At 65.6% G+C, this 25,214-nt stretch carries 26 protein-coding genes; 13 read left to right on the forward strand and 13 right to left on the reverse strand.

Translation table 11 applies throughout. The features are described 5' to 3' along the window. Window positions 1-41 precede the first annotated feature (41 nt). Window positions 42-650, forward strand: coding sequence for an LGFP repeat-containing protein (locus G6N37_RS08185; protein ID WP_163678453.1), 609 nt, complete (start codon window positions 42-44; stop codon window positions 648-650). Between the two features lie 27 nt (window positions 651-677). Here G6N37_RS08185 and G6N37_RS08190 read toward each other — a convergent pair whose 3' ends face one another. Together G6N37_RS08190 and G6N37_RS08195 are read right to left on the reverse strand one after the other, a co-directional pair. Further along, window positions 678-1,505, reverse strand: a complete 828-nt coding sequence (locus G6N37_RS08190; RefSeq protein WP_163678456.1) for a DUF1906 domain-containing protein — start codon at window positions 1,503-1,505, stop codon at window positions 678-680. 223 nt (window positions 1,506-1,728) lie between these two features. Next, on the reverse strand, window positions 1,729-3,414 hold the full coding sequence (locus G6N37_RS08195) for a GMC family oxidoreductase (RefSeq protein WP_163678460.1): 1,686 nt from the start codon (window positions 3,412-3,414) through the stop codon (window positions 1,729-1,731). Window positions 3,415-3,793: 379 nt separating this feature from the next. On the opposite strand from G6N37_RS08195, the gene G6N37_RS08200 reads away from it, so the two are divergent. After that, window positions 3,794-4,039: a hypothetical protein gene (locus tag G6N37_RS08200; RefSeq protein WP_163678463.1), complete on the forward strand. Its 246-nt coding sequence runs from the start codon at window positions 3,794-3,796 to the stop codon at window positions 4,037-4,039. An 8-nt stretch (window positions 4,040-4,047) separates the two neighbouring features. Here G6N37_RS08200 and G6N37_RS08205 read toward each other — a convergent pair whose 3' ends face one another. The 3 genes from G6N37_RS08205 to G6N37_RS08215 all read right to left on the reverse strand — a co-directional run bounded on the left by G6N37_RS08205 (window position 4,048) and on the right by G6N37_RS08215 (window position 6,358). After that, window positions 4,048-4,911, reverse strand: a complete 864-nt coding sequence (locus tag G6N37_RS08205) for a glycine betaine ABC transporter substrate-binding protein (RefSeq protein ID WP_163678466.1) — start codon at window positions 4,909-4,911, stop codon at window positions 4,048-4,050. A 13-nt stretch (window positions 4,912-4,924) separates the two neighbouring features. Next, window positions 4,925-5,242 (reverse strand): VOC family protein, encoded by a 318-nt coding sequence (locus G6N37_RS08210; protein ID WP_264065629.1) that lies wholly within the window; start codon window positions 5,240-5,242, stop codon window positions 4,925-4,927. 180 nt (window positions 5,243-5,422) lie between these two features. Continuing rightward, the gene (locus G6N37_RS08215) at window positions 5,423-6,358 is read right to left on the reverse strand and encodes an alpha/beta hydrolase family protein (protein WP_163678475.1); all 936 of its coding nucleotides are present in this window, start codon (window positions 6,356-6,358) and stop codon (window positions 5,423-5,425) included. Between the two features lie 125 nt (window positions 6,359-6,483). On the opposite strand from G6N37_RS08215, the gene G6N37_RS08220 reads away from it, so the two are divergent. Continuing rightward, window positions 6,484-7,080 (forward strand): TetR/AcrR family transcriptional regulator, encoded by a 597-nt coding sequence (locus G6N37_RS08220; RefSeq protein WP_232075357.1) that lies wholly within the window; start codon window positions 6,484-6,486, stop codon window positions 7,078-7,080. Between the two features lie 160 nt (window positions 7,081-7,240). Here G6N37_RS08220 and G6N37_RS08225 read toward each other — a convergent pair whose 3' ends face one another. Next, complete coding sequence (locus tag G6N37_RS08225) at window positions 7,241-7,516, reverse strand: hypothetical protein (protein ID WP_163678477.1); 276 nt, start codon at window positions 7,514-7,516, stop codon at window positions 7,241-7,243. Between the two features lie 350 nt (window positions 7,517-7,866). Further along, window positions 7,867-8,457 (reverse strand): MarR family winged helix-turn-helix transcriptional regulator, encoded by a 591-nt coding sequence (locus tag G6N37_RS08230; RefSeq protein ID WP_163678480.1) that lies wholly within the window; start codon window positions 8,455-8,457, stop codon window positions 7,867-7,869. A gap of 106 nt (window positions 8,458-8,563) precedes the next feature. On the opposite strand from G6N37_RS08230, the gene G6N37_RS08235 reads away from it, so the two are divergent. Beyond that, complete coding sequence (locus tag G6N37_RS08235) at window positions 8,564-8,989, forward strand: SRPBCC family protein (protein ID WP_163678483.1); 426 nt, start codon at window positions 8,564-8,566, stop codon at window positions 8,987-8,989. A 405-nt stretch (window positions 8,990-9,394) separates the two neighbouring features. Here the strand turns inward: G6N37_RS08235 and G6N37_RS08240 are convergent, their stop codons facing one another. Beyond that, the gene (locus G6N37_RS08240; protein WP_372514657.1) at window positions 9,395-10,762 is read right to left on the reverse strand and encodes an aldehyde dehydrogenase family protein; all 1,368 of its coding nucleotides are present in this window, start codon (window positions 10,760-10,762) and stop codon (window positions 9,395-9,397) included. A 138-nt stretch (window positions 10,763-10,900) separates the two neighbouring features. Between G6N37_RS08240 and G6N37_RS08245 the strand changes: the two genes are divergently transcribed. The 4 genes from G6N37_RS08245 (at window position 10,901) to G6N37_RS08260 (ending at window position 16,201) form a co-directional block, all read left to right on the forward strand. Continuing rightward, complete coding sequence (locus G6N37_RS08245) at window positions 10,901-11,830, forward strand: alpha/beta hydrolase (RefSeq protein WP_163678486.1); 930 nt, start codon at window positions 10,901-10,903, stop codon at window positions 11,828-11,830. Between the two features lie 139 nt (window positions 11,831-11,969). Further along, complete coding sequence (locus G6N37_RS08250) at window positions 11,970-12,590, forward strand: TetR/AcrR family transcriptional regulator (protein ID WP_163678489.1); 621 nt, start codon at window positions 11,970-11,972, stop codon at window positions 12,588-12,590. A gap of 282 nt (window positions 12,591-12,872) precedes the next feature. Next, the gene (locus G6N37_RS08255) at window positions 12,873-13,289 is read left to right on the forward strand and encodes an MmpS family transport accessory protein (RefSeq protein WP_163678492.1); all 417 of its coding nucleotides are present in this window, start codon (window positions 12,873-12,875) and stop codon (window positions 13,287-13,289) included. After that, window positions 13,286-16,201, forward strand: coding sequence for an MMPL/RND family transporter (locus tag G6N37_RS08260; protein ID WP_163678495.1), 2,916 nt, complete (start codon window positions 13,286-13,288; stop codon window positions 16,199-16,201). The genes G6N37_RS08255 and G6N37_RS08260 overlap by 4 nt, the downstream gene beginning before the upstream one ends. On the opposite strand, the gene G6N37_RS08265 is transcribed toward G6N37_RS08260, so the two are convergent. From G6N37_RS08265 to G6N37_RS08280, 4 genes are all read right to left on the reverse strand, one after another. After that, complete coding sequence (locus G6N37_RS08265; protein ID WP_163678498.1) at window positions 16,194-16,976, reverse strand: SDR family oxidoreductase; 783 nt, start codon at window positions 16,974-16,976, stop codon at window positions 16,194-16,196. The two genes, G6N37_RS08260 and G6N37_RS08265, sit on opposite strands and share 8 nt — an antisense overlap. A 67-nt stretch (window positions 16,977-17,043) precedes the next feature. Next, complete coding sequence (locus G6N37_RS08270; RefSeq protein ID WP_163678501.1) at window positions 17,044-17,910, reverse strand: hypothetical protein; 867 nt, start codon at window positions 17,908-17,910, stop codon at window positions 17,044-17,046. Window positions 17,911-17,922: 12 nt separating this feature from the next. Then, entirely contained in the window at window positions 17,923-19,152 is a 1,230-nt protein-coding gene (locus tag G6N37_RS08275) for an acyl-CoA dehydrogenase family protein (RefSeq protein ID WP_163678505.1), read from the reverse strand. 80 nt (window positions 19,153-19,232) lie between these two features. Then, the gene (locus tag G6N37_RS08280; protein ID WP_163678508.1) at window positions 19,233-19,610 is read right to left on the reverse strand and encodes a DUF1801 domain-containing protein; all 378 of its coding nucleotides are present in this window, start codon (window positions 19,608-19,610) and stop codon (window positions 19,233-19,235) included. A gap of 83 nt (window positions 19,611-19,693) precedes the next feature. Between G6N37_RS08280 and G6N37_RS08285 the strand changes: the two genes are divergently transcribed. The 3 genes from G6N37_RS08285 to G6N37_RS08295 all read left to right on the forward strand — a co-directional run bounded on the left by G6N37_RS08285 (window position 19,694) and on the right by G6N37_RS08295 (window position 22,190). After that, window positions 19,694-20,500 (forward strand): acyl-CoA thioesterase, encoded by an 807-nt coding sequence (locus G6N37_RS08285; protein ID WP_163678510.1) that lies wholly within the window; start codon window positions 19,694-19,696, stop codon window positions 20,498-20,500. A 62-nt stretch (window positions 20,501-20,562) separates the two neighbouring features. Continuing rightward, entirely contained in the window at window positions 20,563-21,093 is a 531-nt protein-coding gene (locus tag G6N37_RS08290; RefSeq protein WP_163678513.1) for a nuclear transport factor 2 family protein, read from the forward strand. Beyond that, the gene (locus tag G6N37_RS08295) at window positions 21,090-22,190 is read left to right on the forward strand and encodes an NAD-dependent epimerase/dehydratase family protein (RefSeq protein ID WP_163678515.1); all 1,101 of its coding nucleotides are present in this window, start codon (window positions 21,090-21,092) and stop codon (window positions 22,188-22,190) included. Before G6N37_RS08290 ends, G6N37_RS08295 begins: the two co-directional genes overlap by 4 nt. Before the next feature lie 58 nt (window positions 22,191-22,248). Here the strand turns inward: G6N37_RS08295 and G6N37_RS08300 are convergent, their stop codons facing one another. Further along, entirely contained in the window at window positions 22,249-23,220 is a 972-nt protein-coding gene (locus tag G6N37_RS08300; RefSeq protein ID WP_163678518.1) for an aldo/keto reductase, read from the reverse strand. Between the two features lie 84 nt (window positions 23,221-23,304). On the opposite strand from G6N37_RS08300, the gene G6N37_RS08305 reads away from it, so the two are divergent. Both G6N37_RS08305 and G6N37_RS08310 read left to right on the forward strand, forming a co-directional pair. Beyond that, complete coding sequence (locus tag G6N37_RS08305; protein ID WP_163678523.1) at window positions 23,305-24,639, forward strand: acyltransferase family protein; 1,335 nt, start codon at window positions 23,305-23,307, stop codon at window positions 24,637-24,639. A gap of 166 nt (window positions 24,640-24,805) precedes the next feature. Further along, window positions 24,806-25,111, forward strand: a complete 306-nt coding sequence (locus G6N37_RS08310; protein ID WP_163678525.1) for a hypothetical protein — start codon at window positions 24,806-24,808, stop codon at window positions 25,109-25,111. The last annotated feature ends 103 nt before the right edge of the window (window positions 25,112-25,214 follow it).

Here is a 25,214-nt window from a genome sequence, read left to right on the forward strand (position 1 = left end):
CGGCGGTCGCGGCGATATGACCGGGTTGTAGGTTCGTGCCCATGAGAGCGATCGCAAACCGCCACGCGGCAATCGTCGCCCTAGCCGCCGTCGCACTGATCGCTGTGGGATGCAGCAATGGCAAAAGCGTCGACGCGTCGGCACCGCCGAAAGTCGGCGTAACCGCCAGCTCCACGCCGAAAACCCCGGCGCCGCCCACCGAGGTGAAGCTCATTGGGGAGAGCGGCATCGAGGTGACCTTGACCGGCCCGATCGCCGCCAAATACTCGTCGGCAACCGCGAGTCAGAAACAGGCTCTCGGCAAGCCGCTGACGGGTGACCGCAACGCGGGGACACGGGAGAGCGGCGTGGTCTTCCAGCAGTTCCAGGGCGGCGCGATCACCGCCGAGAACGGCGAGGCCGGCACGCCCGCATACATCATCGTGGGCAAGATCCGGGAAGCCTGGAATGTCCCACGCGGCCCGGATGGCACGCCTGCGGTCACCGGCACCAACGGTTCGGCAGGTCCGCTGGGCTTGCCCACCAGCGACGTGAACGCCGTCGGCGACCTGCAGGTGTCGACCTTCGAGCACGGCAAGATCGAGTACAACCCGACGACCGGCCAGGTCGCGGTGACGGTAAACGACAAGGTCGTGCCGTCCGGGCTCTAGCTCGAATTGCGGGCAGCGATCTCGTCACTACCGCACATCGCCACTCGGATGGCTCGCATGGAGGTTCCACTGGCCGCAATCGGAAGCCAGGACGTCGTTGACGTCGACTTCGAGTCCGCCGACCTTCGGCCCGGGATTGGACGAGGTGCTCACGACTCTCTGGTAGAGAACAGCGGCGGGGTGGACCTGATTGCCGGACCAGGCTCGAGTTTGCCAGACCCAGCGGCGGCCAGGTGTGCTCGAAGACCCAACAACGCCATCGGCCGCGGCCCACTGACACACCCTGACGCCTCCGTAGACCCCGGTGCGTTGAACCCCGAGAACCGAGTTGATTCCGCGAAACCATTGCAGCGCGGTGCGATTCCAGGTGTCGCGATTGATGTCCTCGTCGATGGTGAAGAAAATCGGTGCACCCTGGCTGCCGCCCGCGGCGGTGTGCAGCTGCCAGGCGGTGCGCGCGTCCGCGATGCCGCCGGCGTAGCCCCGCGTGAAGTCCGACGGTGCCGACCCACCTGGCTTGCCGTATTGGTAGTTACTGACGATCACCAGGCCTGCGGCTTTCAATGAGTCGGCGTAGGGCCGAGTGATCGGCTTGGCGCCAAACGATGAGCCGGGACGCGACTCCGAAACGTAGTTGACCACCCCGCTATAGCCGGCAGCGCGGATCTGCTCCGCCGGAATCTGGCGCGCGGCGAAGTCGATCAGTTGGGGAGGAGCGGTGGCCGCCGCCGTGGGCATGCCGCAGGCTACGGATGCGGCACCCAGACCGGCCAACGCAGCGGCGTAGCGCAGCGCGTCGCGGCGGGAAACCGTTCGCAGTCGCACATCGCTGGCCGGCGGGGGCAAACATTGCATCGCGCGATGTTAACGATGTGACTGTTGTTGCCGATAGAGCTGCGCTAGCCGAAACGCGGTTGCATTCCCAAATGGATACCGAACGGTGACCGTTCGGCTATGACCTCGGACGCCGCGTGCGAATCGCTCGGAGTTGCGCACGCGCGGTCGCGCGACGCATGAGGGCGGCTTAGGCTTCCCCGCTGCCGGGGGCAACCAGGTTCGTGTCTCGGTGTTGACCGACTTATCCCACAATCGCCCGCGCTGCGCGCTCTGCGATCAGCATGACCGGCGCGTTCGTGTTGCCGGAGATGATGGTGGGCATGGCCGACGCATCGACCACTCGAAGGCCGGCAACGCGATACACGCGGCAGTCGGTGTCGAGCACCGTGGCGGCCGAACGCGGCCGCCCGCGGGCGTCAAAGGCTCCCATCGCGCAGGTACCCACCGGATGGAAAATGGTCGTACCGAGTTCACCGGCCGCCTTCTGCAGCTCTTCATCGCTCACCAGTTGCGGACCGGGTAACAACTCCTGCGGGCGGTAGCGGGCCAGAGCCGGCGCCGCCATGATCTGCCGGGTCATCCGCAGGCCCCGCACGGCGATTTGACGATCGGCGTCAGTCGACAGGTAATTGCAGAAGATCTTCGGGTAGGTCAGGGGATCTGCACTGGCCATGCGCACATGGCCTCGCGAGCTGGGTCGCAGATTGCAGACCGAAGGGGTGATCGCCCCGAAGGGGTGCAGGGGTTCGCCGAACTTCGGCAACGACAAGGGCTGCACGTGCCACTCCAGATCGGCACTTTCCAGCGCGGGGTCGCTCTTGGCGAAAGCTCCTAACGTGGACGGCGGCATCGTCATTGGCCCTGATCGCAACAGCAGGTACTGAAGTCCCATGCCCGCACGGCTGATCCAGTTCCGGTACAGCGTATTGACGGTCGGGGCGCCCTGTACCCGGTAGACCGTTCGAAGCTGCAGGTGGTCCTGGAGGTTTTCGCCCACTCCTGGCAGATCGACGGCGACCGGCACTTGATGCTGGGCAAGCAGGCCGGCCGGGCCGAGACCCGAGACCTGCATCAGATGCGGGGAGCCTATAGCTCCGGCGCTCAAGATCACCTCGTGGCGGGCTCGGACGTCGACAATGTGGCCGCCTTTGAGCAACCGCACGCCGATGACGCGGCGCTGTGCCGTGGTCCAGGCACCGCGACGCTGATCCTCGTGGACCTGGTCGTCCATCAGAAGCCGCAAGGCCTGGGTCTGCGTGTAGACGGTGAGGTTCGGCCGGTGGGCGACGGGGTGCAGGAAGGCATCGGCCATCGACCAGCGACGGCCACGCCGTTGGTTGACGTGAAAGTACGCAGAACCGGCGTTGACGCCCCGATTGAATTCATCGATTGGAAGGATGCCGACCTCGGCAGCCGCGGTCTGCCAGGCGTCCAAGATCTTCCAGCGCACACGTGGCCGCTCGACGCGGATCTCACCCCCGGCGCCGTGGCAGTCGTCGGCTCCGCCGAAGTAGTCCTCTAGTTTCTTGTAGATCGCCAGTGTCTCGCCGGGGCTGTCCGGGCCACCCCAAAGCCATCGCTCGTCACCGGTGGCCTGTGCCCACAGGCCGTAATCGCTAGCCTGGCCGCGCATGTGGATCATGGCGTTGATCGACGAGCAGCCGCCGATCACACGGCCGCGCGCGTAGTGAATGCTGCGGCCGGCGAGGCCTGGGTCGGCCTCGGTCGTGAAGCACCAGTCGGTGCGGGGGTTGGCGATTGTGTACAGATAGCCCACCGGGACCTTGATCCAGAACCAGTCGTCTTTGCCGCCGGCCTCTATCAGGAGGACACGGCGATCAGGGTTGGCGCTGAGCCGGTTGGCGAGCAGGCAGCCCGCGCTGCCTGCTCCCACGATGATGAAGTCGAATTCGGCAACCGGGTTCATTCCGGTATCGGCCCTCCATAGCGTCGGATGCGAGTCCTAGTGTGCGCGATGACCACCGCATCTCGTCGAGGAATGCTTGGCCTTGAACCTGCACGTGGTCTTCGACGTCTGAAAATTGTTGTGGCACATGCAAAACCGGAGTCTATTACGAGCAAACTCCTCTCGCGTGCTGAAGCGAGAGAGGTCCTCCGTAATGATGGCAGCCCGACGGCGGCTCACACGGCTCGCTGCGCAGTATGGGAGCACGATTGCGTGCCGTGACCGTTAAGCATCGTTACCGCAATCGTGATCTCGCACTCGTATCTTTGGACATACCAGAAGGCCGTAGCTTCCGACCTCCCAATATCGCCTATCGGCGTCCGCAAGCCTGGGGGCTGAAATGACCACCGCAATCGCCGCGCACAACCCAGTCGACAAAGACGCGACCGACGCGCACGACGAGCTCCTTTTGGCGGTCGCAAAAATCAACACAGTTGCCCGTCGAGGGGACACCGTTCTCGTCGAATTCAAGCCACGCTGGCGACTCACGGAAGAAATGATCGTGCGCGCGGCGATCACGGTGATTTTGGTGGCCCTTGTGGCGGTGATTGGCGTCGCCGCGGTCGCGATCTTCACAATGGGTTAGCAGTCGCCCTAGTCCGGGCCGCCGGCCGCCCGGCCGAGATCACTGATCCGCGTCAGGCCGTGGCGCGCCGCGGTCGCGGCGGTCACGACGATGCCGTTCTTGTTCTCGGCTGGCGCCGGCTGCAGAGCGGCGAGGCCCGTTCCCCGCAGCGCCTGGGCGAGCGCCGCATGGGCTTGGTGCGCATCCGGGATCCCCCCACGGCTGCCGTCCAGGTACGCGAGGAGGCTACCCACGTACTCGGGGACGAGGTCGACTGCGCCGTCGCGGAGCAGCGGAAAGTACGTGTCGCGGTTGCCGATCCCGAGGCGCCGCTCGACCGGGAAGCCGGCGTCCGCCAGCGCGTGGGCGTAAAGCTCGGCCACGGTCACGCTCTCGGCGAAGTTGGCCGAGCCGACGACAATCGCCGGTCGGTTGGTCCGCGGTGCGCACGGCGTCGGGCCGAGCCGCCGCTCGGTGAGGAATTCAGCCGCCGCCGCGGGCGATGACCCGAGAAGGACGCGACGATTGAGCTGGGCGAGGCGCTCGGTCGTGAGTTCCGCGCTGACGGCATCGATGGTCGCGGCAAGGTCGGCGCCGTGCGCCATGCGCAACTCTTCGCGCAGGATCGGCGTCACGCTCTCGGCGGGCTGGGCGTGCCGGTCATCCTCGAGCAGGACGAAGTCGCCGGCGAGAAGGCGTGGATCGGTCGTGAAGAGCACACCAACCTGAATCGCTCCCGTTTCAAGCGCGTCAACGGTGCGCGGCCCCCCGGCGTCGGTGACACGAAACTCCTTGAAGGTGAGCCCATACCGCGCGCGCAGCAACGGCAGACAGAGCAATTCGGTTGGACACTCGGGCCCAGAGCCGAACACCAATGTTTCGGACAGGATCACGTTGGCTCCGCCGTCAGGGGTCGAGCTTGCTGCTTTCGAAGACCAGGAAGCTCGCCCCCTGAGGGTCGCGCAGCAAGCTGAAACGGCCCTTCGGCTGCTCGGTCGGCCCCGCGAGAACCGCGCCGCCGGCGGCGACGGCGGCGGCGCTGGCCTCGGCGACGTCCGTCACGACGAAGTAGGGCAGCCAGCGCGACGGCACGCCGGCATCAGCCGCTGTCAGACCGCGCAGTCCGCCGTTGTCGCCCGAAAGCACCGGCATCGCGGGCGTTCCCACGCGGATCACCCAGTAAGGCACGGGCATGCCGGCGAGGAACTCCATCCGCCAGCCCAACAGTCTACGATGACGAGACCCTTCGGTGCGCAGCCTTGCATTGCATCCCAGCGAGGCCGAGACGTTCTTTGTCGACTACGACCAGACGGCGCGAAATGCGGCAGCGATGTTAGGTAATTGTCGTTCTTGTGCCAGGCGGGTGTGGTCGCTTCACCTAGAACGAGTGAAGTCGGGGGTCGTTTACTTCGAGTCGACCCTGGCCAGATGCTCACGGGCTGCAGCGAGTCTTTGTCGCTCGGAAGGCCATGCCGTGTCGACAATGTGGAGTGCGCTGCGCAGCCAAGCTAGCGTGGCGTGTTGGACGATCGCGACGCGCTCCGGGCTCTCATCGGTGGTGCGGGTGTCGTTATGACCCTGAATGCCGCCGAGGCCGTGTTCTCCGCCTGCCAGCACAAGCAGGTCGCTTGCGCCTGGGCTTAACCGGTAGCCGTCGGTAAACCAGTCAGGACCGCGCGTACTAAGGGGGGACTGGTCGTGGTCGCCGGCAACCACGAGGCTCGGGGTCGTCAGATGCGCGAAATCAGGGTTCATGAAAGGGAAGTACTCGGCGGCCAACGGGGTGAGATCAAGTCCTCCGGTGCCAGGTAAGCAGAGCAACAGCGCCGCCTTTACCCGTGGGTCAGCCATGCTGCGCCCTGGTGTGTGGCCGTTTTCGATGACGCGCGCGCCGGCGAGCATGCTGGCGGTCTGTGCTCCCCAAGAATGTCCGGCGGCCACCACGAGCCTGCTATCGATGCGTCCAGGCAGGCCGGGCACGGCCGCTTCGACGTGGCCAAGTTGGTCGATGATGTGGGTCAGGTCCTCGACCCGATACCGCCAGATGTCAGGCGTGCGCGGGTCATCCGGGGCAAGGCCCAGCGAGTCGAGATGGGTTGGCTGTATCACCACGAACCCGTGGGCGGCCCAGAATTCGCTCAAGGGGAGGTAATCGTCCATGGTCAGCGTCATGCCGTGGGAAAAGACGATGACCGGTAGTCGTTGGCCCTGCGCGGGCGCCGACACACGTACCTGCAGGTCGTTGCCGCGGCCGGGCGCGGCCAGGGTCACCGGGCGCACTGAGACGACCGCTGACGTTCGATCGATACCGTGATCAGCGGGCGCGAGACTAGCGCTCATAATGTCATCCTCTTTTGAGTCATTCGTTGATAGGTGAGCGGGGCGGCCTACGATGGAACCGGAACGCCGCTCCGCTAGATTAACGGAACGGTGCTCCGCTTTCAAGTCGATCGGAGGGGAGAATCGTGACGCCTCGGGCCCCGGCAGCTCAGGTGCGCCCCGCCAAGCGGGCGGACGCGCGCCGCAACGAACAAGTGCTCTTAGATGCCGCTGCAGCGGTGTTCGTGCGCAGCGGGGTCGACGCTCCCGTGCGTGAGATCGCGGCCGAGGCCGGCGTCGGGATGGGCACCATCTATCGGCACTTTCCCACCCGCGCCGATCTGGTCGTGGCGGTCTTTCGGCATCAACTCGATGAGCTGTCTTCACTCGACGCGATCGTCCCGTCCCCCGATGAGGACCCGTATGCAGCGTTGCGGTCGTGGGTTCATAGGTTCGCCGACTTCCTCGTCACCAAGCACGGCCTTGCCCGGGCCCTGCGCTCAGACCAGGCCGGCTTCGACACACTGCACGCCGAATTTCTGGAACGGCTGTTACCCGTATGCGATCAACTGCTGAAAGCCGCTGCTGCCAATGGTCTTCCGCGTCGCGAAGTGCGACCCCTAGATTTCTTGCACGCGATCGGCAACCTATGTATCGGCGTAGAAGCCGATCCTCAGTACGACGTTCACGGCATGATCGATCTGTTCGTCGCGGGCTTGACGCAACCCCCTGATCGCGATTAGGCGTGGGCCGTGTGGGCGGCGAGCTTGGCTGCTGCCGCCGCGGTCGCCTCAGCAGCGGCGCGTGTCTCGGGGGCGACGGACTCTACCGGCTGCGCGATAGTGGCGACAGAGGCCACCACGATCGGGTCGATCGCTAGACAGACCGAGCCGTGTGCCTCGTTTACGTTGACGTAGCGGACGGCCCGCGCGCCACGACCGGTGCTGCGCTGCCCCGTGGGTCTTGTTCGCCGATGCGGCGCATCATGTTGTCAACCGCGGACTCGTAGGTACCTAAGTGGACCGCCAGCGACATCCGCCGCTCGAGCTGCTCCAAGCGCACGTGGTTGGGCGCCACCAGCTGTGCGAGTTCGGCCCGCACCTTGGCGCGGTGAGTCTCGGGGTCGGGCCAATCTCGGGGGAGGAGCGGTGACCAGCAAGAGGTCAGGCAATGATTCATTTGATGCAATATGCAGTTTACTTGACATAATGTCGCTTATCGGCACAATCCTGATGCGAGTTGCATTTAGCGAAAGCGCTCGCACCTCTTGACGACTGGGCATTTTGAGCACGCCACCGGACTGCTTCTGTGTACTCATTCCCCGACGGGCCTTGCGTACAGTTCAATCATTTAATGAATGATTCGGGTGTTAGGTAAAGCTTGAACGTGCCCCTGGCGGTCGACCCTAGAGTCGGCGATCGACCACCAGCCCGCCATCTCCCCTCCCCGCACCGCAACCGATACGTCACAGTGACGAATTACCCTGCGGCGCCACTGAACTACCACGTCAGGTTGGCTGGTCGGATTCTCTAGTAATTCGTCGACGATGATGACTCGGCGTTTGCCTCATGCGAAGCGACCGCTGCTGCTGGACACTGCCCATCCGGGCGGCCACATGCGGAGGGATCGCACAACCGGCACAGGGCGCCGCCGCTGGGCTGACCGCCCGCCGCCCGGATGCGCAGTCGAGCCCGGGTGATGTTGGCGATTACGGTTTGGCAGATCTCGTTCAGTTGGCGTCGTTGGCGGTCGGTCAAACCCTCGAGCGCGGCTGCGATCGCGGCGCGTCTGCTTGCACGTAACCGCAGCGCCACCGTGCGTCCCCGGCGGGTCAACCGCAGGGAATTCGTCCGTGCGTCCGAACCCGTTCGTCGCTCGACAAGGTCCGCGTCGGCCAGACGATCGACCAGTCGCACCGTGCCGGAATGGCTGATACCGATTAGCGCGCTCAATGTCTGCACCGACGCGTCGCGCGCGAGGTCCAACAGCGCGACCATCGCCGCCGCGGCAGACGTGTCGAGATCAACCTCGGCGGCGACACCTCCCCTGATGGCGTCGACGATACCGAGGGCCGTAGCACCCACCAGGTTCGCCAGCCGCGCATTCTCGTCCGGGTCCATCAAGACACCGTAACCGTCGGTTGTTTATGGTGACCGCCCACCGGGTAAATTATATGAGTCAGTCATATATCGGCTTTGCAGCGAGAAGGAAGGCGAGGACGACACCATGGCTTTCATCGCCACCGCCAACGTCGAGGTCGCGGCATCGCCGCACGAGGTGTGGCATGCATTGACCGATCCCGACCTCATCCAGCAGTACTTCTTCGGCAGTCGGGTCAACACCGACTGGCAGCCAGGCAGCCCGATCACCTGGTCGGGCGAATACAACGGGACGGCCTACCAAGACAAGGGAACAGTGCTTGAGGTCAAGCAAGACCGCCTGCTGCGGGTAACCCACTTCAGCCCGATGACCGGTCTGCCCGACGAACCGGAGAACTATCACACGCTGACATTCGAGCTGGACGCGCACGACGTCGGCACACGAGTCAGCCTGACCCAGGACAACAACGCGAGCCAAGAAGAGGCCGACCGGGCCACTGCCAACTGGTCCACGATGCTCGATGGGCTAAAGAAAACAGTCGAGGACGGCTGACCACAGCCATCCGCCGGCTGCCACCGTGACGCTTTGGCCGCTCGTGGCGAGCAAGCGTGGCAGCGCCACCAGCACGGGTGGGTTATGGCAGGTGTTCCGGCACGCCCAGGCCCCCGCCCCTTCCCGCCCGCACGGCCCCAATACGTCACTGTGACGAAAAATGCACCGCCCCAGCGGTATTGGCCGCACGAAAAGCAAATACACAGCCGCAAACCGCCGCGATCGGATCCATCTGGCGGTCGCCACGTCCGCCCCCGTCAGTCGACGGCCTACCGGACGAACGCTGACGAGTCCCCCGATGGCGTCCGCCCCCGCTCACGCGCCCATGGCCTCAATACGTCACGTGACGAATTGTGCACTGCCCCTTGGCTGAACGCGATGCCAACTCGCTGAGCAATCCGCCGATCAGTCGCCGGGCGCCGACAAGTGCACCACCTTCATGGCGGTCATCTCGTCAAGGAGTTCGGGGCCAAAGCCGAACCCCGTGCCGCTGGCGCGGCGGGGTTCGAAGGCTCCGCCGGGCGCTCCGCCGAAGACGTCGTTGACCTTCACGGTGCCCACCGGCAGGCTGCGCCACGCCTCCTGCGCATGCGCCATATTTCCGGTCAGCACGGTGGCGGCCAGCCCGTAGCGGTCGTCGGCGGCTTCGGTCAACGCGGTGGCGAAGTCCGGCACCACCCGCACCGGCGCGATCGGACCGAACGTCTCCTCGCGCATGATCAGCATGTCGGGTGTGCAGTCGGTCAACACCGTGGGCGGGTAGAACGAGCCCGGTCCGGGTTTTGGCTCGCCGCCGACCAGGACGTGGGCGCCGGCCCGTGTCGCGTCTTCGACATGAGCGTGCACGTGCTCACGGTGACGCTCGTCGACCAGCGGTCCGATGCGGTCGGCCCACGAGATCGCCTCGTCGGTCAACGCATTGAGGAACGCGTCGGCGATCGATTGCACGACGTACACCCGTTCCACCGAGACGCAGATCTGGCCCGCGTTGGCGAAGGCACCCAGGGCCGTTTGGGCGGCCGCCCACATCGGGTCCACATCGGCGTCGACGATCAGCGCGTCGTTTCCGCCATTCTCCAGCAGCGCCTTGGCGCCGCGTTCGGCACAGGCCCGCGCGATGTCGCGGCCGGTCGCGCTGCTGCCCACGTGCGCGACAACGTCGACCAACTCCGCGGCCGCCAAGCGTTCCCCGACGGTTGCGTCGCCGTCGACGAGTTCGAGCACACCATCGGGCAGCCGGGCGGCCAGCAGTTCGGCGAACCGCCGGCCGGTTTGTGGCGATCGCTCGCTGGGCTTGTGCACCACGGTGTTTCCGGTGACGAGCGCCGCGCCCAGCAGTCCGGCCGCCACCGCGACGGGATCGTTCCACCCGGTGATCACCGCGATCACCCCCCGCGGCTGGGGAACCATCAGATCGGTCGCGGACCACCCGCCCTGCAGGGCGCGACCACGATGCAACGGCCCGAGTTGGGCGTACTGCAAGAGCGTGTCGATACCCGCATCCACGCCGCCGCGCGCGTCGCCGCGAGGCGTGCCCGTTTCCCGCTCGTTCAGTTCGGCGATTTCGTCGGCGGCGGCACGAACGTCGGCCGCGGCGGCCGCAATCGCGGCCGCCCTCTCAGCAGGCGCGGTGCGTGCCCACGCGGCGGCGGCGGCCGCGGCCCGCCTGACCGCGTCGTCACAGTCGGCCGGCTCGGTGATGGGCACCTGCGTGACGGGGTCGCCGGTGCGCGGATCCAGGACGCTGATGATTTTGGTGAGAGTCGAAGCCACGCCAGCGGATACCCTGTCCCCGGTGCGGCCAATCAGCCGACCGGAATCTTCCCTGGTCAGCGCGCTGAGATGGCCCAGGACACAATCCCCATCCTGTATGGTCGGGCTGTCGGCCAGCGCGAGGGATTGAGGGATTCGATGGCAAATAGGTTCCCCGACAACGCCTTTACCTCACTGCAGGCGGTGGATCCCGGTCTGCGCAAGGTTGCCCGATTCCTGCCCCACGGATATGCCCTGCACCGCGGTCTCAAGGTCCAGCGAGCGATCATGAACCTGTTCAGTAGCACTGGGCGGCTGCGGGACGTGCCGGTGGCCACGGTCAACGAGCATGTCACGGTTCGCCTGCATCGTCCGGTCGATCATCCACACCGGGCACCGGCCCTGCTATGGGTCCACGGCGGCGGCACCGTCATGGGCCACGCCGCCCAGGACGACAAATACCTTCGCAAGCTGGCCCACCGCACGGGTGTCGCGATCGCGGCGGTCGAACACCGGCTGGCTCCCGAGCACCCCTATCCGGCCCCGGTCGAAGACTGTTATGCGGCGCTGCTGTGGCTCGCGCGTCAACCCTGGGTCGACCCGGATCGGATCGCAGTCGGCGGCGCCAGCGCCGGTGGGCATTTCGCGGCGGCGCTGGCGCAGCGGGCTCACGACCGCAGCGAGGTCAAGCTGGCGTTCCAACTGCTGGTGTATCCCATGCTGGACGACCGGACCGGCGCCGATCACCGCGGCCAGAAGCGCATCATGTGGACCGGGACCGACAACCAACTGGCCTGGCGCTGGTACCTCAACGGCGCCGACCCCAATGAAGCCGCCCCGGCACGCCGGACCGATTTGTCCGGCCTGCCGCCGGCGTGGATCGGGGTCGGGACGCTGGACCTCTTCTATGAGGAGTGCCTGGAGTACGCACGACGCCTGCGCGCGGCGGGCGTTCCGGTGCATGAGGAGATCGCCCCGGGCGCCTTTCACGCGTTCGACCAGATCGTGGACAAGGCGCCGGTGTCGGTGCGGTTTTTCGACAGTCAGTGTGCGCACCTTCGGGCCGCCCTCGCCGCATCGGCGGCATAGCAGCACGCCCGGTGTAGCCGAACCAACCTCTCCACCAATCGTTTTCGCCTTGGCGGAGCAGCTCCGACCTCGCTTCCCACACATGGTCAGGTGACCGGCACCGCGACTTTTGACTGCAAACTGTGCAGAATGTGCAACTATGGACGCCGTGGTCGCCAATCAGATGGGTCTGCGTGAGCGCCGTCGCCGGCAAACGAGCGCGGACATCCGCGACGCCGCGGTGCGCCTCACGTGGGAACGCGGATTCGACAAGGTCACCATCGACGAGATCTGCGCCGAAGCCGGGATATCGACGCGCACCTTCTTCAACTACTTCCCCAACAAAGAGTCGGCGATAGCCTACGGCCCCTCGGACATACCTCCCGAGCTGGTGGCGGATTTCGTCGCCGCAGGTCCGGCGCCTTATTCGGTGGTGCTGGCGGAGCTGATCACCCTGGCCGCGCACCACCTTCGCGATGTGCCACCGCGGCGCGAACACGCGGCCCACATGCTGGAACTCGCCAAGACCTCGCCCGCGGTGTTGGCCGCGTTTCTTGCCGATCTGGAGCGGTTCCAGACCCACTTGACCGACGTGGTCGCCCGCCGCCAGGGCATGCGGCCCGACGACGAGATCGTCGCGTTGATCGCCGCGCTCGCCCTGACCGCGGTGCGCTCGGGCATCGAACGGTGGTCGAAGGGCGAGGCGGACGATGACGACGACACGCCGATGCCGCACGTGGAACGCGCCGCCGCGCTGGTCAACAGCATCTTCACCAAGTGATCTGAAACACCGAGAGCAATTGTTGCATGGTGTGCAACATGTGCACAGTATGTACTATGCTCTCTTTGCGGCACTCGAGAACGCGTTCGCATCACAAGGCACGGCTCGGCACTGAGGGCGACAACCGGTGTTCTCGGGAGGCTGTTGCTCCTGACCGTCGAACCTGTACGGACGTGGTCACCGTCGAAACCGTTGCGGTGCACCGTAAGTCGTTGCGCACAACTGACCACATCATGATCGGATGATGAGGAGGGAATCCCCCAGGTGCAGATATCGAGGGTTATGCGCACTGCGTGGTTGCCCCTGCTGATCGTCGCGGTCCTGGTGGTCGGCGGCTTCGCGGTCGCCCGGGTCAAGTCCTTCTTCGGCGCCCACGACACCGGCATCATGACCAGCCCGAGGCTGGATGACTCCAAGCCGTTCAAGCCGAAAGTGGTCAAGTACGAGGTCTTCGGCTCGGCCCGCACCGCCAACGTGAACTACCTGGACCTGTCCGCAGACCCGAAGCGGGTCGACGGCGCGCCGTTGCCCTGGACGCTGGTCCTCAGCACGACCGCCCCCTCCGTCTTCCCGAACCTCTCGGCGCAAAGCGACGGTGATTCCCTCGGTTGTCGCATCACCATCGACGACGAAGTCAAGGCCGAGAATCTGACCAACCGCGTGCACGCCCTGACCTTCTGCATGGTGAAATCCGCATGAGCGCACACCTCGACGACGCCCGCACCGACACCATCCCCGTCGCCCAAGAACCGGTGCGGGAAAAGATTCCGCGAATCATCCGAACCTTCGCCGTGCCCATCATCCTCGGCTGGATCGCGATCATCGCGGTGCTCAACGTCGTCGTCCCCCAGCTGGACGAGGTCGGGAAGATGCGCTCGGTGTCGATGGCCCCCGACGATGCGCAATCGGTCGTCGCGACCAAGCGGATGGGGGCGATCTTCAACGAGTACAAGTCCAACAGCTCGGTCATGATCGTGCTGGAGGGCGAAAAGCCGCTCGGCGCCGACGCCCACGCCTACTACGACAAGATGGTGCAGAAGCTCGACGCCGACACCAAACACGTTGAGCACGTGCAGGATATGTGGAGCGATCCGCTGACCGGGGCGGGCGCACAAAGCAACGACGGCAAGGCCGCCTACGTCCAGGTGTATCTGGCGGGCAATCAGGGCGAAGCCCTGGCCAACGAATCGGTCGAGTCCGTCCAAAGCATCGTCAAAAGCCTGACCCCACCCAACGGAGTGAAGACCTACGTCACCGGGCCCGCGGCCCTGTCGGCCGACCAGCACACCGCCGGCGACCGCAGCCTGCAGCTCATCACTGCCGCCACCTTCACGGTCATCATCGGAATGCTGCTGCTGGTCTATCGGTCGGTCGTCACCGTGCTCCTCACGCTGGTCATGGTGGTCCTCGAACTGTCGGCCGCCCGCGGAATGGTCGCCTTTCTGGGCTATTACAAGATCATTGGGCTGTCGACGTTCGCCACCAACCTGTTGGTCACGTTGGCGATCGCGGCCGCCACCGACTATGCGATCTTCTTGATCGGCCGATATCAGGAAGCCCGCGCCGTGGGCGAGTCACGCGAAGACGCGTACTACACCATGTATAAGGGCACCGCCCACGTGGTGCTCGGGTCGGGCCTGACCATCGCCGGCGCCACCTTCTGCCTGCACTTCACCAACCTGCCCTATTTCCAGACGCTCGGGATCCCGTTGGCCATCGGCATGGTGGTGGTGGTTGCGGCGGCGTTGACGCTCGGCCCCGCGGTGATTTCGGTGGCCTCGCGCTTCCGAAAGACTCTCGAGCCCAAGCGCGCCCAGCGAATTCGCGGGTGGCGCAAGATCGGCGCCCTCGTGGTCCGGTGGCCCGGTCCCATCCTGGTCGTGACGATCGGGATCGCGCTCATCGGGTTGCTGACCCTGCCCGGGTACCGCACCAACTACAACGACCGCAACTACCTGCCCACGGATCTGCCGGCGAACGAGGGTTACGCGGCAGCCGACCGGCACTTCTCGCAGGCGCGGATGAATCCCGAAGTGCTGATGATCGAGAGCGACCACGATCTGCGTAACTCCGCGGACTTCCTGGTCATCGACAAGATCGCCAAGACCGTCTTCCGGGTGCCGGGCATCGGCCGGGTGCAAGCGATCACCCGGCCGGAGGGCACGCCGATCGAGCACACGTCGATCCCCTTCCAGATCAGCATGCAGGGCGTCACCCAGCAGATGAACCAGAAGTACCAGGAAGACCAGATGGCCGACATGCTGCACCAGGCCGACATGATGCAGACGACCATCGACAGCATGGAAAAGATGTCCAGCATTACCGCGCAGATGGCCAACGACATGCATCAGATGGTCAAGAAGATGCACGACATGACCATCGACATCAACGAATTGCGCCAGCACATGGCCGATTTCGAGGACTTCTTCCGGCCCATCCGCAGCTATCTCTACTGGGAACGGCACTGCTACGACATCCCGGTGTGCTGGTCGCTGCGCTCGGTCTTCGACGGCCTGGACGGCATCGACATCATGACCGACGATATCGAGAGCCTGCTGCCGATCATGGATCATCTCGACACGCTGATGCCCCAGATGGTGGCGCTGATGCCTTCGATGATCGAGAACATGAAGGCCATGAAAACGACGATGCTGACCATGTATGCGACCCAGAAGGGCCTGCAAGATCAGCAGAACGAGGCGCAGAAGAACTCGAACGCCATGGGCAAGGCGTTCGATGCGTCCAAGAACGACGACTCGTTCTACCTGCCGCCGGAGACCTTCAACAACGTCGAATTCAAGAAGGGGATGAAGAACTTCATCTCCCCCGACGGCCATGCCGTGCGCTTCATCATCAGCCATGACGGTGATCCGATGTCGCAAGAAGGCATTTCGCACATCGGCGCCATCAAGAAGGCCGCTTACGAGGCGCTCAAGGGCACGCCGCTGGAGGGCTCCAAGATTTATCTCGCGGGCACCGCGTCGATCTACAAAGACCTCAGCGACGGCAACACCTATGACTTGTTGATCGCCGGGATCTCTTCGCTGTGCCTGATTTTCATCATCATGCTGCTCATCACCCGGGGCGTGGTGGCCTCGGCCGTCATCGTGGGCACCGTCTTGCTCTCGCTGGGCGCGTCGTTCGGCCTGTCGGTGTTGATCTGGCAGCACCTCATCGGGATCGAGCTGCACTGGATGGTGCTCGCCATGTCGGTCATCATCCTGCTTGCCGTGGGTGCGGACTACAACCTGTTATTGGTGGCGCGGTTCAAGGAGGAGATCTACGCCGGCCTGAACACCGGGATCATCCGTTCGATGGGGGGCACCGGCTCGGTGGTCACCTCGGCGGGCCTGGTGTTCGCCTTCACGATGATGACGATGGCGGTCAGTGAGCTGACGGTCATCGGACAGGTCGGCACCACCATCGGACTGGGCCTGCTGTTCGACACCCTGGTCGTGCGGTCGCTGATGACGCCATCGATCGCCGCGCTGCTGGGCAAGTGGTTCTGGTGGCCCCAACGCGTGCGGCAGCGCCCGGTCCCCTCGCCCTGGCCCAAGCCAAGCGACGAGAAGGCGTCCCAGGAAACCGAATCCCTGGCTCCCGCTAGGTAACCCAGTCGGGTTGCCCTGCGGTGTCGACCGCGGAGAAGTCCTTGTGGCCCAGGCCGGCGGTGGTGCCGCCGTCGACGACGAACTCCGAGCCGGTCGAGTAGCTGGACTCGTCGCTGGCGAGGTAGACGACGAGGTTGGAGACCTCCTTGGGCTGGGCGATCCGCCCCAGCGCGGTTTGGAAGATGTCCTCGGGCACCCACTCGGTCATTGGGGTCTTGATGAGCCCGGGGTGGATCGAGTTCACCCGGATCCCGCTGGGCCCGAGTTCCAGTGCCGCCGATTTGGTCAGGCCCCGGACGGCGAACTTGGTCGCGGTGTAGCCGTGGCAGGCGATGGTGCCGGCGATGCCCTCGATGGAGGAGATGTTGATGATCGATCCCCGTCCGGCTTCCTTCATGGGCTTCACCACGGCGCGGATACCGAGGAACACACCCGTCAGATTGATGTCCAGGATTCGCTGCCATTCCGAGAGTGCGTAGTCCTCGAAGGTGCCGATGTTGATGATGCCCGCGTTGTTGACGAGCACGTCGATGCCACCGAACTCGTTCAGCGCGGTGGCCACCGCCGCGTCCCAATCCTCGGGCTTGGTCACGTCGAGGTGCAGATAACGAGCCGCGTCCCCGACCTCGGCCGCGACCGCCTTGCCCTCGTCGTCGAGGATGTCACCGAACACCACCTTGGCACCCTCGCCCACCAGCGTTCGCACGTGCGAGGCACCCATCCCCCGCGCGCCGCCGCTGATCAGCGCGACCTTCCCGGCCAACCGTTCTGCCACTGCGTTCTCCTGTCGTCTGGGTCTTTAGCACCATACAGACGCGGGCAGATGTATGACCAGAGTTCGCTCAGCCCACGATGTCGAAGATCGCCGCGGTCGACGTGACGGCCTTGTCCGCGTTCCCCTCGTCGTGCAGCAGCATTCGCACGCCGACGCGGCCCGGCCCCCCGGGGTGCGCGGTGCCCTCGACCCGGAAGGGGCCCACCTTGCCGCGTGACATGAACATGACGTGCCAGCTGACCACCTGCAGCTTTCGCGTGCCGGCGATGTCGGCGGCGAGATCGATCGCCGCGGTCTCGAGGACGACGTGTTGCGGTCCGATGTGCAGCGCGGCATCCGGGGAAGCGAGTTCGGTACTGAGCTCGGGTAGCACCCAGTGGCCGTCGGCGCGCCTGCTGGCGCCGAAGGCCTGCCAGAGCGGCGGCAGGTCCGGCGAGTCCTCGATCACCAGTTCCGTGCCCGAAACGTCCATCCGGCCCAGGCCTTCCGGCGGAATGCCGATGATCGCCCCCTGGCCCTCGTTGAAGGCGATCACCCGGCCGGGATTGTCGGCGTCGACGATCTTGCATCGCCCGTAGCCCATGGTGCGGCCCTGGTGCACGATGCCGGAGCCGACGATCTCGACGCGGTTGACGTCGTAGCCGGGGTCGATGATCTGTACCGACGCGATGACCGGGTTCGGGACCGCGACCATGTCGGTCTGGCAGCCCTCCGGGGACGAAATGGCCAACGGCGCCACCATGATTCCCCCGGCCTCATTGAGCATGTCCCGGCGGATGGTGACGGTGTCGTCGACCTCCCCGAGGTCCATCGAGGAGTGTCTGCGGCCGATGTAACGGTAGCTGAGCAAACCGGTCCAGCGTCGATACAGTTCGTCGCGGTAGGCCTCGGAATCGCCCGCCAACTCGCGGATGTCACGTAGCTGGTCGCCCAATTCCGGCCCCCTTCAGGCTTTTCCGTGCCGCACCTGGTTGAACGGCACGCCGCGGTCCGCGGCGTATTCGCGCGGGAAGTTCAGGACCCGCTCCCCGATCACGTTGCGCGCCATCTCGGTGGTTCCGCCACCGATGCTGGCGATCTGACGGCCCAGGTAGCGGACGCCGATGTCGAGCAGCCCCGCCTCGTCGTCGACCACGGCCGCCGGCCCGGCGACGGCCAACGCGGTGTCGTTTTCGACGTCGTGCACCTCGGCCATGAACAGCCGGATGATCGATCCCGCGGCGGGCGGCAGGGATCCGTTGGTCACCGCGTGGAAGACGTGCTCGCTGAGTTGTCCGTGCACGGCCCGATGGACCAGGGCCCTGCCCACCATCTCGCGGACTCGTTCGCTGGCGGCCTGGTTCGCCTTCTCGGCCACGGCCAGCAGGTCGACCGAAATATCTTCAGCCTCAGCGATTCCCGGTCCGCTGGTGTATTCCGACCCGTCGCCCATGCTGCGACGTTCGTGGTAGAGCTGGCGCGACGCGACATCCCAGCCCTTCCCCGGCTCCCCCACCACGGCGTCGTCACCCACGTCGACGTCGTCGAAGAACTCCTCGCAGAACTCGACCGAGCCGTTGACCTGCTTGATGCGGTTGATCGTGACGCCGGGATGCCGAAGCGGCACCAGAAACATCGTCAGCCCTTCGTGTTTGGGCGCGTTCCAGTCGGTCCGGGCCAGGCACAGGCCGTAGTCGGCGGCGAACGCCCACGTGCTCCACGTCTTGGCGCCGTTGATGATCCATCGCCCGTCCCGGCGGTCGGCGCGGGTGAGGACGCCCGCGAGATCCGATCCCCCACTGGGTTCGGACAGCAGCTGCACCAGCACTTCGTCGCCGCGCAGCGCGGCCGCGATGTGCGTGCGCTTCTGCTCCTCGCTGCCCATGTCCAGGATCGTGGCGCAGCAGATGGCGAAAGAGGGAACGTTGAGCATCAGTGGCGTCTCGTAGGCCAGGGCCTCGGCGTCGAACGCCTTCTTGTATTCGTAACCCAAGCCGAGTCCGCCGTATTCGCGCGGAAAGCAGATGCCGGCGAATCCGCCGTCGTACAGCTTCTTCTGCAGTTCGCGGGCGCGCTGCCAGGAGGCCAGTTCGTCGCGCTGCAGGACCATCGCGTCTCCGGAATCCAGCCGCGGCAGGTTGTCGGCCAGCCACGCCCTGGCCCGCCCCCGGAATTCTTCGACCGACTCCGACGTCACCGGATGACCTCTCATTCGAGCGTCGAGCTTGTGCTGGGCGACTGTACAGCACCGCCGCCGCGACTGTACAGGTCGGCGCGCTACGACCGGTTCAACTCCACCGCGGAGCGGATCAGCGCCTTCAATGCCTTCTCGTCGACCTTGTCGCCCTCGTGAAAATCGATCGCGCGTCTGGTGTTGCCGTCGAGACTGGAGTTGAACAATCCCGAGGGATCCTTCAACGAGGCGCCCTTGGCGAACGTCATCTTCACGACAGTCTTGTACGTCTCGCCCGTGCAGATCATCCCGTCGTGATACCAGACCGGCACACCTCGCCACTTCCAGTCCTCGACCACGTCCGGGTCGGCATCCTTGATGATTTCCCGGATGCGGGCGAGCATCTCGCCGCGCCAATCCGCCAACTCCTTGATCCGGGCGTCGATCAGCTCAGCGGGAGATTTGTCCTGGGAATTGGCCATCCTGGCTCGCCTTTCCGATGTTGTCGCTCGACCGCCCCGTGTCCGGCGCCGGGGTCGAAGGCCCGTAGTCTGCAGTACTCAGCATGACCGATACACATCCCTTCGACGACGCCATCCGCCTCGAAGCGACGAGCACGCACGTGCGGCGCGGGCGCACCCATCCGGAATGGGCCAACATGGTGGGGCCCTTCGGCGGTATCACCGCCGCCGCGATGCTGCGCGCCATCGAGTCGCACCCCGATCGCGTCGGCGAGCCGCTGGCATTGACGGTCAACTACGCCGCGCCCATCGCCGACGGGGACTTCGACATCTCACTTCGGGCCGCGCGCACCAACCGCACCAACCAGCACTGGATCGCCGAACTCAGCCAGGACGGCGACGTCAAGACCACGGCAACCGCGCTGTTCGCTGTGCGCCGCGACGGCTGGGGCGATACCGAGAGCGCCCCGCCGAGCGCGCCGGACCCGGAGGACGTGCCATACGGTGTCCCCGGCCTCGTCCGATGGACGAGCCTCTACGACATGCGGTTCGTCGAAGGTCCGATGCCCGGCGAAGACGGACAACCGAGCCCCTCGTCGACGACCACCGTGTGGGTGCGCGACGCCGCGCGACGCCCCGTCGACTACCCGGCGCTGGCCGCGCTGTGCGACATCTTCTACCCGCGGGTCTTCCTGCGGCGCGGCGGCGTCATCCCGTCGGGGACGATCTCGTTGACGGCGTACTTCCACGCCGACCAGCAGCAACTCGACGGCTTGGGCACCGACTTCGTCCTGTGCACCGCGCACGCCAACACATTCAGCCGTGGCTACTTCGACCAGAGCGCGCAGGTGTGGACACGGGACGGGGTGCTGCTGGCCACCACACATCAGGTCGTCTACTTCAAAGGCTGAGAGGTTTACACTTCGCCAGTGAAACGTCACGCCGGGATGCTCAGGGAAAGAATCGAGGCGCCATGACAGAGCGCACGCAGGACACGGTCGCCGAGGCCGATGCCGCCGCGCTGCTGGCCATCGAATCCATCAAACAGCTCAAAGCCCGCTACTGCCGGCACCTCGACACCAAGGACTGGGCGGCGTGGCGAACCCTTTTCACCGATGACTTCGTCAGCGACACGGCCGAAGCCGGCGGCAAGGTGATCGACGGCGCGGACGAGTTCGTGGCCTTCACCCGCAAGGCCCTCGGACGGCCGGCACAGGCGACCGCGCACCAGGTGCACTCCCCCGAGATCACCCTCACGTCGGCGACGACCGCGCGCGGGGTGTGGGCGCTACAAGACGTCGTCCGATTCGGCCCCGGCGTGACCCTGGTGGGCTACGGCCATTACCACGAGACCTACCAGAACATCGCCGGGCAATGGTTCATCAAGAGCTCCAAGCTAACTCGACTGCGAGAGGATATCGTCACTCCGGTGTTCTCCCTCTACGTCTCCGACCGAATCCGCCGGACGATCGGCCGAGTCGCCAATGTGGTGATGAGCCGATGATGGCCTCCACCGTTCTGGTCACCGGCGCATTCGGACAAATCGGCAAACGTTGCACGCAGATCCTGCTGGACCGGGAACGCACCGTCATCGCGATGGATCTGCGCAGCGACAACACCCTCGCCGTCGAACGGGAGCTGGTCGCCGCCCGGCACCCGGGAACGCTGATCCCCGCCTATACCGACCTGCTGGACGCCGAGGCAGTGCGCGATCTCGTCGCGACCCATCGCCCCGACGCGGTCGTTCACCTCGCCGCGATCGTGTCCCCGCTGTCGTATCGCAGACCCGCGTTAGCCCGCAAGGTGAACGTGGGCGGTACCGAGAATCTCTTGGCGGCCTGCACCGCACTGCCCCGACCGCCGTTGTTCCTGATGGCGTCCAGCGCCGCGGTCTACGGTTCACGCAACCCCTACCGTCAGCCCGAGCGGATCACCCCGGACACCCCGGTGAACCCCATCGATCAATACGGTCAGGACAAAGTGCTCGCCGAGGCGGCGATCCGCGCCAGCGGCCTGCCGTATGCGCTTTTCCGGCTCGGTGGGGTCATCTCACCGGACACGCACACGACGGTCAACGGCGACTCCCTGCTCCTGATGCGATCGATGCCCGGCGACAACCGCATGCACGCGGTGGACGCGCGCGATGTAGCGCTGGCCTTCGCCAACGGGGTCGATCGGCAAGCCGGCATCGCGGGCAAGGTGATACTGATCGGCGGCAACGAGTCGTACGTGCTCACCCAACGCGAACTCGAGGACGGCCTGATGGAAGCCGTCGGCCTTGGTCGCCTCGGCCCATCCGCCAGCCTGCCCGGCGACCCGAGCGACGACCGCGGCTGGAGTTTCACCGGCTGGTATGACACCACCGAAGCGCAGGCGCTGCTCGATTTCCAGGAACACGACTGGTCCCAGACCCTGGCCTGGATCGCCGAAACGCAGGGCCGCACGCGCATAGTGGTGCGACTGCTGAGCCCCATATTGCGGCCGGTCCTGCGTACCGTGCTGAAGGTGCAGCGCCGGCTCGAGGGACGCGGCCCCTACGCCGACCCGTGGACGCTCATCGAAAAGCACTACGGCGCCGCGGCGCTCGCCGGCGCGGACTAACTAGTTCGCTACGTCCGAAAGACTTTGCGCCGCAACATATCTCGCATGTCGGCGCCCATCAGCGGTCGATCCATCCCATCTGCGCGTCGGCGTGATGGCCGCCCATGGGCGGGGTGAGCCGGTCGAGCCGGGATAGCTGGTCGGGGGTCAGTTCGATGGCGTCGGCGCCGACGTTCTCCTCGAGCCGCGTCACGCGCTTGGTTCCCGGAATCGGCACGATGTCCGAACCTTTCGCCAACAGCCAGGCCAGAGCGACCTGAGCGGGAGTGGCACCGACGTCAGCGCTGATGGCGCGCAATTCGTCGGCGCTTTGCAGGTTGTGGTGAAAGTTCTCGTCGAAGAACCGCGGATTGGTCTTGCGGTAGTCACTGTCCGGCAACCCCTCGGTGGAGCGGATAGCGCCCGTGAGGAAGCCGCGACCCAACGGCGAGTAAGCGACGAACCCGATCCCCAATTCGCGCAGCAGCGGCAGTATCTCGTCTTCTTGGTCACGCGTCCACAGCGAATATTCGGATTGCACCGCGGTGATGGGATACGCGGCGTGCGCACGCCGGATGGTGTTCACGCCGACCTCCGAAAGGCCGATGTGCCGGACCTTCCCGGCAGCGACCAGGTCGGCCAATGCACCGACCGTGTCTTCGATCGGGGTATCGCGGTCCAGTCGGTGCTGATAGTAGAGATCGATGCGGTCGGTACCCAGCCTTTTCAGCGATCCGTCGACAGCGATCCGGATGTTGGCGGGGCTGCTGTCCAGGCCGTTGCGGCCCGTGTGCGAGATCAGGCCGAACTTGGTGGCCAGCACCACCTGATCGCGCCGGCCCTGCAATGCGCGGGCGAGCAGCTCCTCATTGACGTAGGGGCCGTACACCTCGGCGGTGTCGATCAGGGTGACCCCCAAGTCGACGGCGCGATGAATGGTGCGGATCGCCTCGGCGTCGTCGCTGCCGGCGCCGGCGTAGGCCACGGACATGCCCATGGCGCCCAGCCCCAGGCGGCCGACCTCCAGGTTGGCCAGGCGCGCTCGTTTCATGCCGTCATTGTGCGCTCAGCGACTTCAGGGCACGGGGACAGGTACCGTTGCGCGAGTGCACCGCATCCGTCTTGCCGCGATCCGATGGACGGCGTAGAGCCCGCGCGACCGGCCCGCAATCTTGCGGTGGACTTCTACCGCGCGTCGGGCGTGGTCATGATCGTTTTGGGCCACTGGCTGGCCGGTTCCGTGACCTACCACGACGGGCAATTCGGCCGGGAGAACCCGCTGCTCGACATGCCGTGGACGCAATGGTTGACCTGGATCTTCCAGGCCGTCCCGGTGTTCTTTTTCGTTGCCGGGTACGCCGGAGCCGTGTCATGGGCGCACCGCCGCGAGGCCGGCAGTTTCTCGCGTCAGGCGTGGATTCGGCACCGCTTGGCTCGGGTGCTGGGACCGACAACCGTCTACGTCGCGCTGATTTCGGTGCTTGTCTTGGTGCTCGAGGCCCGGCGTGCGCCGGGCACGGTGCTGGAGTACGCGGGTTGGGCGGTGGCCATGCACCTGTGGTTCCTCGCCGTGTACGTGCTGGTGGTGTCACTGACACCGGTTGCCGTTGCGGCACACCGGCGTTGGGGCCTGAGGGTACCGGTGGTGCTGGCCGCGGCGGTCGTGCTGATCGATGCCGTCTCGCTCGCGGGCCATGTCCCCTATGTCGGCGCGCTCAACTACCTGCTGTGCTGGGGCCTGCTCTACCAACTCGGGATCGCCTGGCAGGGTGGGCTGTTGGCCGGTCGCAGACCGGTGCTGCTCGCCGCCGGTTCGGCAGTCGCTCTGGCACTGCTGATCCGGGTGGGGCCGTATCCGGTGAGCATGATCGGCGTTCCAGGCGAAGCGATCGAGAACACGACGCCCCCAACGGTGGCGATGATGGCGTTCGCGTGCACGCAAGCCGGGCTGGCCATGGCGCTCGCGGCGACACTCGACCGCGTCCTGCGGCACCGTCCGGTGCAGCGCGTCTTGTCGACCGCCAATGCCAACGTGATGGCCCTTTACCTCTGGCACATGATTCCGGTGGTCATCGTCGCGATCGTCGCTTATCCGGCAGGGCTGATACCGCAACCACACGAGGGCTCTGCGGCCTGGTGGCTGGTCCGGCTGGAATGGATCGCGATCCTCAGCGTGGTGACGGCGGTCGAAATGCTGCTGCTCTGGTGGCAACGGCGACTCTTCGCGGTTCCGCTGCCCACGGTCGGTCTGCCCCTGGGCGATCGCTGGGGCGAAGCGGTCATGCTCATCGGCGCCGTCCTGGCCGCCGTTGGACTGCACCTGCTGGCTCAGGGCGGCTTCGCCCCGGATGGGCGATTCTCGTGGCCAACCGCGGCCGTCTTCGCCGCCGGCGTGGTTCTGGTGGCGGTGCGACCCAAAACCCGATCGCCCGTTGCCGGCCACGAGGCACAGCGGCGTCCAACCGCTTGAGGGTCTTGGCTAACGCGAGGGGCAATCGACTTACGACCCCTTGATAGAGGCCGTAGTGCCCTGGCCACGGCGCTACCCGGCGAGAAAACGTTTTCCCCAAGGCTCGGATTACTTGAGCAATTGAGCCTAGGCTACGGGGAGACACCCTCGTTAAGGGAGTACACACATGTCACACGCCACCCTCCGCACCACCCACGCCCCCCAGCAACGCGCTCAGGATGCCGAGCTTTTGAAGGAATCCGGGGTACACAAGCTCGTCGTCACAGACCGCGACGGCAACTGCTTGGCGTTCCTCTTGGCTTGGGAAAGCTTCGAATACGACGCCGAGACGGACACCTATGTGTGCGTCGCCGACGGCGATGGCAGAGAGCTGATGACCGTGTACACCGCCGGCGAGATCAAGCCGGCAGCCAAGGCGAACACGTATGTCGTTACCGCGCCGGATAGGTTCGTTGGGCCCAGGGCGCTCTAGCCCCGCTGACCGCTTGCGGTAGCGGGTTCGACCGCGCCTTTTTGGCCGGGTGGGAAAATTTTCGCGGACCTGATCGCCTAGAGGCATCACCCGCGCTGCGAAG

It is taken from the genome of Mycobacterium seoulense (genome assembly GCF_010731595.1).
GTDB lineage: Bacteria > Actinomycetota > Actinomycetes > Mycobacteriales > Mycobacteriaceae > Mycobacterium > Mycobacterium seoulense.

Excerpts from the sequence above, each read along its gene's own strand:
- G6N37_RS08185 (WP_163678453.1), top strand. The coding sequence starts at position 42 with ATGAGAGCGATCGCAAACCGCCACGCGGCAATCGTCGCCCTAGCCGCC.
- G6N37_RS08190 (WP_163678456.1), bottom strand. The coding sequence starts at position 1,505 with ATGCAATGTTTGCCCCCGCCGGCCAGCGATGTGCGACTGCGAACGGTT.
- G6N37_RS08195 (WP_163678460.1), bottom strand. The coding sequence starts at position 3,414 with ATGAACCCGGTTGCCGAATTCGACTTCATCATCGTGGGAGCAGGCAGC.
- G6N37_RS08200 (WP_163678463.1), top strand. The coding sequence starts at position 3,794 with ATGACCACCGCAATCGCCGCGCACAACCCAGTCGACAAAGACGCGACC.
- G6N37_RS08215 (WP_163678475.1), bottom strand. The coding sequence starts at position 6,358 with ATGAGCGCTAGTCTCGCGCCCGCTGATCACGGTATCGATCGAACGTCA.
- G6N37_RS08225 (WP_163678477.1), bottom strand. The coding sequence starts at position 7,516 with ATGAATCATTGCCTGACCTCTTGCTGGTCACCGCTCCTCCCCCGAGAT.
- G6N37_RS08230 (WP_163678480.1), bottom strand. The coding sequence starts at position 8,457 with ATGGACCCGGACGAGAATGCGCGGCTGGCGAACCTGGTGGGTGCTACG.
- G6N37_RS08235 (WP_163678483.1), top strand. The coding sequence starts at position 8,564 with ATGGCTTTCATCGCCACCGCCAACGTCGAGGTCGCGGCATCGCCGCAC.
- G6N37_RS08245 (WP_163678486.1), top strand. The coding sequence starts at position 10,901 with ATGGCAAATAGGTTCCCCGACAACGCCTTTACCTCACTGCAGGCGGTG.
- G6N37_RS08250 (WP_163678489.1), top strand. The coding sequence starts at position 11,970 with ATGGACGCCGTGGTCGCCAATCAGATGGGTCTGCGTGAGCGCCGTCGC.
- G6N37_RS08255 (WP_163678492.1), top strand. The coding sequence starts at position 12,873 with ATGCGCACTGCGTGGTTGCCCCTGCTGATCGTCGCGGTCCTGGTGGTC.
- G6N37_RS08260 (WP_163678495.1), top strand. The coding sequence starts at position 13,286 with ATGAGCGCACACCTCGACGACGCCCGCACCGACACCATCCCCGTCGCC.
- G6N37_RS08280 (WP_163678508.1), bottom strand. The coding sequence starts at position 19,610 with ATGGCCAATTCCCAGGACAAATCTCCCGCTGAGCTGATCGACGCCCGG.
- G6N37_RS08285 (WP_163678510.1), top strand. The coding sequence starts at position 19,694 with ATGACCGATACACATCCCTTCGACGACGCCATCCGCCTCGAAGCGACG.
- G6N37_RS08290 (WP_163678513.1), top strand. The coding sequence starts at position 20,563 with ATGACAGAGCGCACGCAGGACACGGTCGCCGAGGCCGATGCCGCCGCG.
- G6N37_RS08295 (WP_163678515.1), top strand. The coding sequence starts at position 21,090 with ATGATGGCCTCCACCGTTCTGGTCACCGGCGCATTCGGACAAATCGGC.
- G6N37_RS08300 (WP_163678518.1), bottom strand. The coding sequence starts at position 23,220 with ATGAAACGAGCGCGCCTGGCCAACCTGGAGGTCGGCCGCCTGGGGCTG.
- G6N37_RS08305 (WP_163678523.1), top strand. The coding sequence starts at position 23,305 with ATGGACGGCGTAGAGCCCGCGCGACCGGCCCGCAATCTTGCGGTGGAC.
- G6N37_RS08310 (WP_163678525.1), top strand. The coding sequence starts at position 24,806 with ATGTCACACGCCACCCTCCGCACCACCCACGCCCCCCAGCAACGCGCT.